Source organism: Herpetosiphon llansteffanensis, assembly GCF_003205875.1.
Classification (GTDB): domain Bacteria; phylum Chloroflexota; class Chloroflexia; order Chloroflexales; family Herpetosiphonaceae; genus Herpetosiphon; species Herpetosiphon llansteffanensis.
In genome coordinates, this window is sequence record NZ_PUBZ01000158.1 from 31,233 (window position 1) to 44,420 (window position 13,188).

General features: G+C 52.6%; 5 protein-coding genes. 4 read left to right on the forward strand and 1 reads right to left on the reverse strand.

Going from position 1 to position 13,188, the window contains the following annotated elements:
- Positions 1-23: 23 nt before the first annotated feature.
- Positions 24-977, forward strand: coding sequence for an NAD-dependent epimerase/dehydratase family protein (locus tag C5S61_RS24960; RefSeq protein ID WP_110520025.1), 954 nt, complete (start codon positions 24-26; stop codon positions 975-977).
- A 78-nt stretch (positions 978-1,055) separates the two neighbouring features.
- Here the strand turns inward: C5S61_RS24960 and C5S61_RS24965 are convergent, their stop codons facing one another.
- Complete coding sequence (locus C5S61_RS24965) at positions 1,056-3,104, reverse strand: S9 family peptidase (protein ID WP_110520027.1); 2,049 nt, start codon at positions 3,102-3,104, stop codon at positions 1,056-1,058.
- Positions 3,105-3,344: 240 nt separating this feature from the next.
- Between C5S61_RS24965 and C5S61_RS24970 the strand changes: the two genes are divergently transcribed.
- From C5S61_RS24970 to C5S61_RS24980, 3 genes are all read left to right on the forward strand, one after another.
- Positions 3,345-6,749, forward strand: coding sequence for a glycosyl hydrolase (locus C5S61_RS24970; protein WP_164689779.1), 3,405 nt, complete (start codon positions 3,345-3,347; stop codon positions 6,747-6,749).
- A gap of 153 nt (positions 6,750-6,902) precedes the next feature.
- Positions 6,903-10,385, forward strand: coding sequence for an ATP-binding protein (locus tag C5S61_RS24975; protein ID WP_110520031.1), 3,483 nt, complete (start codon positions 6,903-6,905; stop codon positions 10,383-10,385).
- Positions 10,386-10,564: 179 nt separating this feature from the next.
- Positions 10,565-12,814 carry a glycoside hydrolase family 3 C-terminal domain-containing protein gene (locus C5S61_RS24980; RefSeq protein ID WP_110520033.1) on the forward strand — a complete coding sequence of 750 codons (2,250 nt, stop codon included), beginning with the start codon at positions 10,565-10,567 and terminating at the stop codon, positions 12,812-12,814.
- Positions 12,815-13,188: the final 374 nt, after the last annotated feature.

Here is a 13,188-nt window from a genome sequence, read left to right on the forward strand (position 1 = left end):
ATTATTGTACAAGGAGTATTAAAATGAGTTCATTGCATGTGATTTTTGGCACTGGCCCAGCTGGTAGTAGCCTCGCCGAGGAACTGTTGCGCCAAGGCCAGCAAGTGCGCTGTGTGAATCGTAGTGGCAAGGCCGATCTGCCCGCAACAGTTGAAGTTGTGGCTGGCGATTTATTAAATCAAGCCCAAATTAATGAATTGTGCCAAGGAGCGAAGGTCGTTTACCACTGCGCTAACGTTCATTATGCTGAACAGACCAAGATTATGCCGCAATTTCAGCAAACAATTATGCAGGCAACTGCGGCAGAGGGCGCGCGCTTGGTGGTGCTCGACACGCTCTATGTCTATGGTTCGAGCCAAGGCCGCCCGTTGACTGAAGCCACGCCGTTTGCGCCACATACGCGTAAAGGCCGCATGCGTGCGGAGTTGGTCGAAACCTATTTGGCCGCGCATCGGGCTGGCACGCTGGAAGTGGCGATTGGGCACGCCGCCGATTTCTTCGGCCCACGCGTCTTAAATTCAACCTTGGGCGATCGGGTTTTTCCCATGTTGTTGCAACATAAACCAGCTCAATTGTTGGGCAACATCGATTTGCCGCATAGTTTTAGCTATATCGGTGATGTCGCTCGTGGCTTGGCCTTGTTGGGCCAGCATCCCGCCGCTGTTGGCCAAGCATGGCATTTGCCAGTCGCGCCGCCATTGACTCAACGTGCTATGTTGCAAACGATCGGCCAATTGCTGGGCTATCCCGTGCGCAGCATTGCCCTGCCCAAAATGGCGATTCGTGCGTTTGGGCTGATGGATTCATTTATGCGCGAGTTTGTTGAGATGTTTTATCAATATACTGAGCCGCAAATTGTCGATGCCCAAGCGATTGAGCGCGAGCTTGGCTTAGCCGCTACGCCCTTGGAGCAGGCGTTGCAAGCAACGATCGCTTGGTATCGCGGCCAACAAACCAAACAAAAAGCCGCTGCCTAAAACTGGCAACGGCTGTGGATTAAATTATTTGGGCTGCGCTAATCTGAATCGATCAGCGCAGCTTTTGATCTTTTTGATCTATTGATTGCTTTTCCATTCGCCAGCAACACTGCGCCGAAACTGATCGGCGGGCGTGAGGTTGTGGCCTTGCAAATAGTGGCCGAACCAATCGAGAATATATTCGATCCGCGCGATACGATGCAATGGCTCGCCGCTGCGCGAAAGTTCGTGGCCTTCGCGTGGGAAGCGCACAAAGCGCACTGGTTTGTCGAGCACTTTAAGCGCGGTATACAGTTGCTCTGCTTGCTCGACTGGGCAGCGATGGTCTTCATCAGAATGCAAAATCAACAATGGTGTGTTAATTGAATTGACATAACGAATTGGTGAGCGTTCCATGAATTTATCAATATCGGCCCATGGCTTGCCACCAAATTCATCTTCAGCGAAGTATGGCCCAATATCCGATGTGCCGAAGAAACTCATCAAATTGGAGATACAGCGCTGGGTGTTGGCGGCGGCAAAACGGTCGGTATGGCTGATGATCCAGTTAGTCATGTAGCCGCCATACGAGCCACCGAGCACACCCATGTGCTTGCTGTCGATCCAATCCCAGCTTTCAGCCAAATCGGCGGCGGCCATGAGATCGCGATAATCGTCGCCACCAAAATCTTGGCGCACCAATGAGCGAAAGCGTTGGCCATAGCCCGTGCCACCGCGTGGGTTGGTGTAAATTACGCCATAGCCAGCCGCCGCCAGCACTTGAAATTCGTGCATAAAATTGTGGCCGTAGGCGCTGTGCGGGCCACCATGAATGTAGAGCAACGATGGATATTGCTGGCCTTCAGTAAAGCCAACTGGCTTAATCGCCCAACCTTCGATCTCCAAGCCATCGAAACTGTTGTAGGTAAAGCGTTCTGGCTCGATCGTTTGGATGTTGGCAAGCAAACTGGCGTTGGGGTCGTAGAGCACATTAATGCTGCCATCTGCATCACCCATATACAGGCATTCGAGTTGGGTGGCAGTGCCTGCGGTGAAGGCGGTGCGTTTGTTTAATGATTGGCTGTAGCCCGAAATGCTGGGATTATCTTCAGGCGTGAGTTCATGCATGCTACCGTCGCTGTAGCGATAGGCGCGGGTGCGGGCGGCGCGAGTTGCCAAACAGTAGATGCCGTTATCTCGCCAATATGGCCGATAAGGAAAGCGCCCAATCCGTGAATCGCTGATAATGCTATTTTCTAGGCCATGTTCAAAGCCAACGCTGAGCAAGCGCGCATCGCCACCAGCGCGACTAACACACCACAACGCCTCGTTTGAAGCATTGCCAAGCTGTTGATCGTGGCCGATATAGGCGATTTGCGAGCCATCAGGCGACCAAGTTGGGTGGTAAACCGGCCCAAGCGCGTTGGTCAAGCAGCGTGATGTGCCACTATCAACATTTAAAAGATACATATCTGCTTGGCGGGTATGCTCTAATTCTGCCCGCGAAACCGTAATAAACGCCAATTCGCTGCCATCGGGCGACCACGCTGGATCAGCGTGATCAAACGCTTGGTCGGTGATTTGGCGCGGTGCTTGGCCAAGCTCAACCAGCCAAATTTGGGCATATTCTGGCTGCAAATAGCCTACGCCATCAAATTTAAACGGCAAGCGCTCGATAATTTTTTCGTCGCGCAAGCTCTCGACATGGGCTTGATCTTTGGCTTTGGCTCCGCGTGAGATAAAAGTTAAGGCTTGACTATCGGGCCGCCAATTGATTTCGGCCACACCATACCCAAGGCTGGTAAGTTGCTGGGCCTCGCCACCACGGCTCAAATCGAGCACAAATAATTGGGCTACGCCTGCATCGCGGGTTGAAATAAAGGCCAATTTGCTGCCATCGGGCGACCAGCGCGGCGAGCTATCGCGGCCTGAAACGCTGAATGTCATGCGTTGCGGCGTGCCACCATCGGCCTGAATTAGCATAATCGCCGAGCGATAATCGGGCTTGCGCGGGCCATTTTTCCCCACTGTTTCCTCGATCCAGGTTTCGACAAATGCGATGTGCTCGCCATTGGGCGCAATTTGGGCATCGGAGATAAAACGTAGCTCCAACAGACTGGTGGCCTGCCAGGTTTGCAACTCTGCCATGCGTGGTTCCTATTCTCTATATGCAATTCTGCGCATAGTAGCATAGAACGATTAACTATTTAACGAGACTTCGGAAGCATTCAGCATGCGAAATGACTTATTTTAGTCATTGAATAATAGTTAGGAAAAAATTAAAATGGCAGTATATGGATTCTTTGATCGAAGGAGGTTGCTTGATTCATGCGACGAGAAGTTCATAACATTTCGGCTATCGACGTTGATTAGTACACGAGGATGTGCATGAATACACAACATTTACCTAATCGCTCAAAACGATTACCATGGCTGGCAGGAACTCTGCTTACATTTTTAACCACAAGTTTGTTCTTTTCTCCCACGCAACCTGTTGCCAACGCTGATCAAGCTGGGCTTGGCAGCTACACCACCAACTTGCCAGCAGGTGCGAAAGTTCCCGATGATTTTAATGGCAATCCTGTTTCTCCCAAACGCACTGCCAATGTCACTGGCGCAATGCCCACCAACGATTGGTGGAGTTCGCTCGGCTGGCAGCGTTTCCCTGGTAATCCCTATTCGGAAAATATGACGGCCTTGCCGTTGATTGTCAAAGCCAAATCAGCTGGCTTAGGCGTAACCTTCCCCACGATTCCCGCAATTTCAACTGGCTCGCCCAACTACATTGGCGAATTCCACTATAACGCTTCCGAAGACCTGAACCTTGGTTTGGTGGGCTTGAACTCGCCTGATGCCAAAGTTGATGGTTACTCGGATTGGACGGTCACAGCCTATTGGAATGGTGGCGGTACACTGCGCGCAACCTTCGGCCATGGTATGCCATTCGTATACCTGACCAAGAGCGGCGGCGATGCCTTGATTGGAGCTGCTGCTCCGCCAAGCGTCTGGACTGGCGCTGGCACCAATGCGCTTGGCATCACGGTCAACGGCCATCACTATGGTATTTTTGCCCCAACTGGCGCTACGTGGAGCCAATCGGGGAATAATTTCCAATCGAATTTGGCGGGCAAGGATTATTATTCGGTGGCGCTGCTGCCTGATAATAGCGTGGCAACCTTTAATTTCTTCAAGTCACGCGCCTATGCTTTTGTGACCAACACCACTGCCAGCTGGAGCTACGACCAAGCGACGGCTAGCTTGAACACGACCTTCAGCGCAACCACGGTTGCCAAAGAAGGCAGCAATACCAACACCGTGCTGGGCTTGTATCGCCACCACGCGATCAACTCATCGACGGCGTTGACCAACTACAGCTATACCACTGCTCGCGGCCAAATTCGTTTGCGCGATGGTAACTCGTTTACCACCTCGATGCGCTTCAACGGCGTGCTGCCAGCCTTGCCAGATGCAGGCGATTACAACCGCACCACGCTCAACAATCATTTGAACGATGTTGCTAACGAAGCCAGCCACTTTGCTGGCGGCGATACCTATTACACTGGTAAGGCATTGCTGCGGTTGGCAAACTTGATTCCGATTGCTGAACAATTGGGTAATACCAACGCCCGCAACTCGTTGATTACCGCCGTGCGCAACCGTTTGCAAGAATGGTTCACCGCCAGCGCCAACGACACCAACGGCCAGTTCTACTACAACAGCAATTGGGGCACGGTCATCGGCTATCCAGCCTCATTCGGCTCGGATACCGAATTGAACGACCACCACTTCCACTATGGCTACTACATCTACGCTGCGGCAATCTTGGCCCAATACGATCCAAATTGGGCGCTTGATAGCAACTGGGGTTCGATGGTCAAACTGTTGATCAACGACGCTGCTAACATTAGTACCGCCAGCGATCCACGCTTCCCCCGCTTGCGCACTTTCGACATCTACGAAGGCCACTCATGGGCTTCGGGCCACGCTGGCTTCGGCGCAGGCAACAACCATGAATCATCATCAGAAGCAATGATGTTCAACAGCGCTGTGCTGTTGTGGGGTGCAAACACTGGCAACGCCCAATTGCGCGACCTTGGGATCTTCATGTATACCCATGAAACCCACGCTATCGAGCAATATTGGTTCAATGTTGATAACGCTGTGTTCCCTGCTGGCTTCACCGCCAACAACAATCACCCAGCAGTCGGCATGGTTTGGGGCGATGGTGGCAGCTATGCAACCTGGTTCAGCGCCAACCCAGAAATGATCCACGGCATCAACTTCTTGCCATTCCACGGTGGTTCGTTGTACTTAGGCCGCAATCCAGCCTACGTCAACAAAAACTACAGCCAAATGCGCAACAACATCGGTGGCGCAGAACGTTATTGGCTCGATATTATTTGGCAATTCCAAGCTTTTGGTGATGCTGCAACTGCTGCAACTAAGTTCGATACCGTCCCCTTCACGCCAGAAGAAGGCGAAACCAAAGCCCACACCTACCACTGGATTCGCAACTTGAAGCAGTTGGGTTCGATCGATACCTCGATCACCGCCAACACGCCAACCTATGCGGTATTCAACAAAAATGGTGTCCGCACCTACATTGCCTGGAACCCAACTGGTAGCCCATTGAGCGTTACCTTCTCGAATGGTGTGGTCTTGAATAGCATTCCTGCGCGCAGCATGGCTAGTAGCACGGGCACAACGCCACCACCAACCGCCACGCCAGTCAACCCGACCGCCACGCCAGTCAATCCAACGGCGACTCCGGTCAATCCAACCGCAACGCCAGTGCAACCAACCGCCACGCCAGTTGCTGGTTGTTCAACAGTCAGCTTGGATGCCAATGCCTACTATCGCGTAACTGCTCGCCACAGTGGCAAAGCCTTGGATGTCGATGCAGTTTCGACCGCTGATGGTGCGAACGTGCATCAATGGGGCTATGTCGGTGGAGCCAACCAACAATGGCGCTTCGAAGGCGTTGGCAGCAACTACTTCAAAGTAACCGCTCGCCACAGTGGCAAAGCGCTTGATGTTGCTGGCGGTGTGACCGCAACTGGCAACGGGGTCAACATCCATCAATGGCCATATGGCAACACCACCAACCAACAATGGTGTTTGCGCGATGTTGGCAGCGGCTACTATGCGATTATTGCCCGCCACAGTGGCAAGGCGCTTGATGTTGCTGATGCCTCAACCGCCGATGGTGGCAACGTCCATCAATGGGAATATGTCGGCGCGACCAACCAACAATGGCAACTGACCAAGATCGATGCTGGTGGTAGTGGCAACACCCTGCACGTGATCGATGGCGCTGCCCAAAATGTGGCTGGTACCTTGAGCTTGAGCGCAGGCGCTGGAGCCAACAGCGACAGCATTCCATCAGCTGGCGGAGCCAACTACGATGGTACGCCAACCAATGCGCTGGTCTACACCATCTCAGGCTTGACCCGCAGCTACAACAGCCAAGCCACCCAATTCAAGTTGTTCGTCGATTCCAATACCGCCGTGGGTAACGGGGTTCAAGCCCGCATCTCCTACGACTGGACTGGCGACGGCAGCTATGATCGCACCGAAACCTACAACTACTTCCCAACCGATCCGGTTGCTGGTTTCGAGCAATATAGCCAAAGCTCAGGTTTGAAGAGCAGCAGCGGAGCTTGGGCCAACTTGAGCAATGGTCGGGTACGGATTGAAATTTGGAACGCGATTGGCAATGGTTCGGCGAGCGTTCGCACCAGCGCCACCAGCGCCCAAGGCCAACAATCCACCATCACCTTGCCATTCAACTAAAACCTGCTCCACCGAATTTCCAACCCCGTCACTTGTTGATACGAGTGACGGGTTTTCGTCACTATTCACATACATTTCTAGTAAACATTTGTTTCAAAAATAGTTAAATTAACGCTATAATGGTGCAATATTTTTGCGCCGAGTACACCGCCTATGCAATGTACAGAATGTCTCAACCTCAACCCTGCCAGCGCACGTTTTTGCTCACAATGTGGCCGCATGTTGGCCGATACGCCGTTGCCCCGTAGCGAACGGCGGCGGGTTACGGTGATGTTCGCCGATTTGGTGGGCTTTACCTCAATTGCTGAACAGCTCGATGCTGAGGCTGTACATCGCTTAATTAATACCTGTTTTGACCGTTTGGTGCCGATTATCGAGCACTACGGCGGGGTCGTCGATAAATTTATTGGCGATGCAATTATGGCGATTTTTGGCGCACCCCTCGCCCACGAAGATGATCCGATTCGCGCCGTCCACGCCGCCAGCGCCATGCTCGCTGCAATTGCTGAACTCAGCCAACAAGAAGGGCTTGAACTTGGCTTGCATATCGGTATCAATACTGGCGTGGTGATTGCTGGTGGCATCGGCTCGCTTGGTCGGCAGCAATATTCGGTCATTGGCGATGCAGTTAATTTGGCTGCACGCTTGCAAGATTTGGCGAGCAACGCCGAGATTTTGGTTGGCCCTGAAACCCAACGCATGACCGCCCACGTTTTTGATTATGCAGCCCTTGGCGAAAAAGCGATTAAAGGGCGCTCTGAGCATGTGGCGGTCTTCCAGTTGCGCGGCATCAATCCGCGACCCTCATCTGGCCGAGGCATCAAAGGCCTGCAAAGCCCCATGGTTGGCCGCAATGGCGAACTCGATAGTTTGTTGGCAGTTACCGCTGATCTCAGCAAACAGCGCGGGCGGGTGGTGATGGCGGTCGGCGAAGCGGGCATTGGCAAAAGTCGGCTGTTGACCGAATGGCGCAATCAAAGTTTTGAGCAATTGCCCCAGGTTGTTTGGTACGAGGCCCGTTGTCTCTCCTACACCCAAGAAAGTGCTTACGCCTTGCTGCGCGATTTGGTGCGCTCGCTGATTGGCGTTTCAATTACCGATAGCGAAGATGATATGGCAGCGGCCTTGCATCAAATCGCCACAGCATTATTGTTAGATCAAGCTGATCAGGTGATTCCAGCGCTGAGCCATTTGTTGTTGCTGCCAGCCTCGCGCCGCTTCGATGAACTCAGTCCGCAAGCGTTGCAAGCCTTATATATCACCGCCGTGCGCCGTTTAGTGCTGGCCCAAGGCCAACATACGCCCGTCATTTGGTCGATTGAGGATATTCACTGGGCCGACGAGGCTTCGGTCGATGTGCTGCAAAATCTCTTGCAATTGCACAACGACATTCCGCTGGTGATTTTGGCCACCTCGCGGCCTGATCGTGAAGTAGTGGGTTGGCGCTTAGTCGAATCTGCTCGTGATTTAAGTGGCCTCGAATTGAATTTAGCGCCCTTATCGTTGGCCAATGGCCGTGAATTAATCGCCAATTTGCTGCATTTCGATGGCTTGCCCGAGCATTTGCGCACCGCGATTCTCAATAAAGCAGATGGCAATCCCTTCTTTGTCGAAGAAGTGATTCGCACGCTGATTGATCGCGAAGCGATTATGCACGATGGCAATAGTTGGGTGGCGCTCGAAGCAATTAATCAAATCGAATTGCCCGATAGCGTGCATGGCTTGTTGGCAGCGCGGATCGACCGCTTGCCCAGCGAGTTACGCCAATTGTTGCACATTGCAGCGGTGATTGGCCGTCGCTTTGCAATTCGCGTGGTGGCCGAAGTGCTTGGCTCAACCGCCGAAAAAATGACTAATTCAATCGATTTGTTGGTTGATCGCGAGTTGTTACGCCGCGATCGCACGAATCCCAACGGTTATTTGCGTTTTCGCCATGCCTTGGTGCACGAAGTGGTGTATAGCACGACCTTGCAAACCGAGCGTCGCCGTTTGCATGGCGTGGTTGGCGAAACCTTGGAAGCGTTGTATCCCTCGCGGCGCGAAGAATTGGCAGCGGCCTTGGCCAACCACTTTATGCATGCCGAGCATCCCAAGGCCTTTGAATATGCCTTGCTTGCTGGCGATGTGGCCTATCGCCAATATGCCTTGCGCGAGGCAATTCGCCATTACGAACGCGCCCACGATTTGAGCCATCATTACGATTTGCCCTTGAGCGTCGTGCGGGGCTTGTATTTGAATTATGCGCGTGCTACCGAGTTGATTGGCGAAACCAAGCAGGCGCTCGATTTATACCACCACGTGCTTGAGCGCTGCGACAGCGAAAACGACACCGAATCGTTGATTATTGTGTTGATTGAGCATGCGCGCTTGTTGATGCTGCCGAGCCACCATCGCGACCTTGATCGCAGCCGTAGCGAGACCATGCGCGCCTTAGAACTGGCGACCCAACAAGGCGACCGCCAATCAGAGGCTCGTTGTTACTGGCTCTTGGCCTTGATTGAAGGCCATCTTAGCCGCTTTACCGCTGCTGAGCCGTGGGGCGAAAAAGCGCTTGGCCTTGCCCGCGAGTTGGGCATGCGCGAGCTACAAGCCTATTGTCTCAACGATTTTCACCGCGTTGCAATTAACAATGGTCAGCCAGAATTGGCCGAACGTATGTTGCGCGAGGCGATTGAACTTTGGCGCTCATTGAATAACTTGCCGATGTTGGCTGATAGCCTTTCGGGTATGGCCGATTTCTACTATTCGCGGCGCGATTTGGAGCAAGCTGTGCGCTATGCTCGCGAGGCTGAGCGTTTGGCCTTAATGATTGGCAACGCCTGGAATTTGGGCTTTTCGCGCTCGGTGCTTGGTGGCATTGCGGTGGAAACTGGCGATATTCAACAAGCGCTACATATGTTCCAATCATCAATCGAGCAATCAAGCATTTCAGGGCCAATTATGCTGAATATGTATGGGCGCACTGAGCTGATTCGGCTCTATCGTATGCTTGGCGATTATCAAGCGGCGCTCGATGTGCTGGAAACTGCCGAGACCTACATTGAACAGCTTAAGGACGAAGCCTTAGTTGCCTTGCGCCAATTATTCATTGCCCTGCGCTTGCTCATCACGCTCGAGCAAACTAACCAAGATCCAGCTGAGCTAAGCGAAACGATTCGTCATATTTTGAGCTTTGAACTTGGCGAGCAACAGGTGGTTGCTGGGGTGATGTTGCGGGTTATCCATATTGAATTGTGCCTCAAACTTGGCGAATATACCCATGCCGAGCGCTTGCTGAACGAAATTGTCGAGCAACTTTCAACGTTATGGTTTGGTGGCTCGCTCATTTCCAACTATCGGTCGCGTTTGGCTGCGGCGCAAGGCCAATTGACCGAAGCTATCAAATTCAGCGACGTATTAATCAACGAAAAGCCCGCTGGCGATATTCATGATTTGTGGCGTTTTCGGGCGTGGCGCGCCGAATGGCTCGAAGCCCAGGGCAAATTGACGCTTGCAGTAAGCGAGCGCCAACACGCGCAACGCTTGATTCAACATATTTCGGGCAATATTCTGCGCGATGAATTGCGCGAATGCTTTTTGGGGCTGCCTTTGGTTCAAGCAACGCTGCAAGAACCAAGCTCAACGTTCATTATTTAGTAAATACTGGCTTAAGATAGATATTGAGAACAGGTGTGATAGCCTTTCTGATCAAGTGAATTAGGAATGCGACGCAACGGGGCGTTGGCTCATGGGCTGGAATGCTATGACCGTCCATGCTGCGCTGTTGCACTGGTTCTCGTAGATGCTGCATTTTGTGGCAAGGAAAGGTCGGATTCATGACCGCGAGCGATCAACAAATCAACGACTTGTTGACTCAAATGACGTTGGAAGAAAAAATTTCGCTGACGATCGGCCAAGATATGTGGAGCACCCACCCCGTCGAGCGCTTGGGGCTTGGCTCGATTAACATGAACGACGGCCCGCATGGCTTGCGTAAACCCCCAGAAAATTCCTCAATTGGCATTATCGATGCGCTTCCTGCTACCTGTTTCCCCACTGCTGCCGCCGTAGCCTCAACTTGGGATGTTGAGCTGGCGCGCGCGATCGGCGCAGCGATTGCCCAAGAATGTTTGGCCAACAACGTGCAAATTGTGCTTGGCCCTGGCATCAACCTCAAACGCACGCCACTTGGTGGCCGCAACTTCGAATATTATTCCGAAGATCCGGTCTTGGCTGGCGAGTTGGGCGTGGCGTTTGTGCAAGCTGTGCAGGAACATGGCATTGGCACATCGCTCAAACACTTTGCCTGCAACAACCAAGAATTCGAGCGCATGACGATTAGCGCCGAGGTTGATCAACGTACGTTGCGTGAGTTGTATTTGCTGGCCTTCGAGCAAGTCGTCAAGCGTGCCCAGCCGTGGACGATTATGGCTGCCTACAACAAAATCAATGGCATCTATGCAACTGAACACAAACAATTGCTTAGCGAGATTTTGCGCGATGAATGGGGCTTTGAAGGGATTGTGGTTTCCGATTGGGGCGCGGTTAACGATAAAGCTGCCGCATTAAGTGCTGGCCTCGATTTGGAAATGCCCGGCCCTGCATTGAATCATGTTGAATTATTGGCCGATTTGGTGCGCAAGGAAACGCTTCCAGAAGCAGTGATTGATGCTGCTGCCCGTCGAATGCTCACAATTATTTTGCGTGGGCTAGCGCAACGCCAACCGGAAGCAAGCTACGATCGGGCGGCGCATCATGCTTTGGCGCGCCGAGCTGCCAGCGAATCGATGGTGTTGCTCAAAAACGATGGGATTTTGCCGTTGCAGCCAGTTGCTGGCAGCCGTGTGGCGATAATTGGCAATTTCGCCCAAAAACCACGCTATCAAGGCGCTGGTAGCTCGGAAATTAATGCAACTCAGGTTGATACGCCACTCGAAGCCTTGCAAGCGTGGCTATCTGAACACACGGTTGAAGTGACCTTCGCCGCTGGCTACGATCACGATGGCAATACCAACGAAGCATTGTTGAATGAAGCCTTGGCTGCTGCCAAAGATGCAAGTTTGAGCTTGGTTTTGCTGGGCTTGCCCGATGCCTACGAAACTGAAGGCGCTGATCGCACTCATATCAACATGCCAGCTGGACATAATCAAGTGCTCGAAGCAGTAGCTGCGGTACAGCCACATACGGTGGCGATTTTGATCAACGGCTCGGCGGTCAGCATTCCATGGCTTGGTCAAGTGCGCGCAGTGCTTGAAGCAGGTTTGGCGGGTCAGGCTGTGGGCAGTGCGTTGGTCGATGTGCTGTCTGGCGCGGTCAATCCAAGTGGCAAATTGGCCGAAACCTTCCCCTACGATCTGGTTGATACGCCAGCCTACCTGAATTACCCAGGCGAAGCTGGGGTTGTGCGCTATGGCGAAGGCCTGTTTATTGGCTATCGCTATTACGATGTGCGCAAAGTCAAGCCGCTGTTTCCCTTTGGCTATGGCTTATCCTACACCACTTTTCGCTACGATAAGATTGCGCTAAGTTCCAGCAACATCGACGACGCTACGCCATTGACGGTGAGCGTAACCCTCACCAACACCGGCGATCGCGCGGGCAAAGAAGTTGTGCAGGTCTACGTCAAGCCAAACAAATCGACCTATTTGCGGCCAGTTAAAGAATTGCGGGCTTTTGCCAAAATTGAGCTAGCTGCTGGCGAAACCAAGACCGTCGAATTAAGCCTTGCTGCACGCGATTTCAGCGTCTACGACCAGCAACGGGCGGCTTGGCGCATGGAAGGCGGCGAGTACACGATTTTGGCTGGTGGCTGTAGCGACGATCTGCCGTTGGTCGCCGATCTGACGGTTAATGAAGATCCACGTTCGGCGCGTAAAGTGCTGACGCGCATGAGTTCAATCAAGGAATTCTTGGATGATCCGATTGGGGCTGAGCTTTTGCAAGCAAGCGCTGGAGCCTTTATCGACGGCCAAAGCGCCAGCACCCGCGCTATCTTCGAGCCAATTCCGTTGGCCAAGTTCGTTAATTTTGGCTTTTTCGAGGCCAGCCAAGTTGATGAAATTGTTGCCAAGGTCAATCAGGGCTAGTTAATCGTAGGGGATCAGTGCATACCACTGATCCCCTGTTTGATCCACGAAGGACACGAAGCGCACGAAGGTTAAGTTTTTTGCCACGAATTCCACGAAGGGGAATAGGCTACAGGCTATAACCGCATCCCTTTTTGATTTTTGACTTCTGCCTTTTGATTTTCCTTCATCCCTCATCCTTCATCCTTCGGTCGCTTTGCGCCGCTGCGTTAACGAATTGATCCACGAAGGACACGAAGCGCACGAAGGTTAAGTTTTTTGCCACGAATTCCACGAAGGGGAATAGGCTACAGGCTATAACCGCATCCCTTTTTGATTTTTGACTTCTGCCTTTTGATTTTCCTTCATCCCTCATCCTTCATCCTTCGGTCGCT

Coding starts and splice junctions, on each gene's coding strand:
- C5S61_RS24970 (WP_164689779.1), top strand. CDS start 3,345: ATGAATACACAACATTTACCTAATCGCTCAAAACGATTACCATGGCTG.
- C5S61_RS24975 (WP_110520031.1), top strand. CDS start 6,903: ATGCAATGTACAGAATGTCTCAACCTCAACCCTGCCAGCGCACGTTTT.
- C5S61_RS24960 (WP_110520025.1), top strand. CDS start 24: ATGAGTTCATTGCATGTGATTTTTGGCACTGGCCCAGCTGGTAGTAGC.
- C5S61_RS24965 (WP_110520027.1), bottom strand. CDS start 3,104: ATGGCAGAGTTGCAAACCTGGCAGGCCACCAGTCTGTTGGAGCTACGT.
- C5S61_RS24980 (WP_110520033.1), top strand. CDS start 10,565: ATGACCGCGAGCGATCAACAAATCAACGACTTGTTGACTCAAATGACG.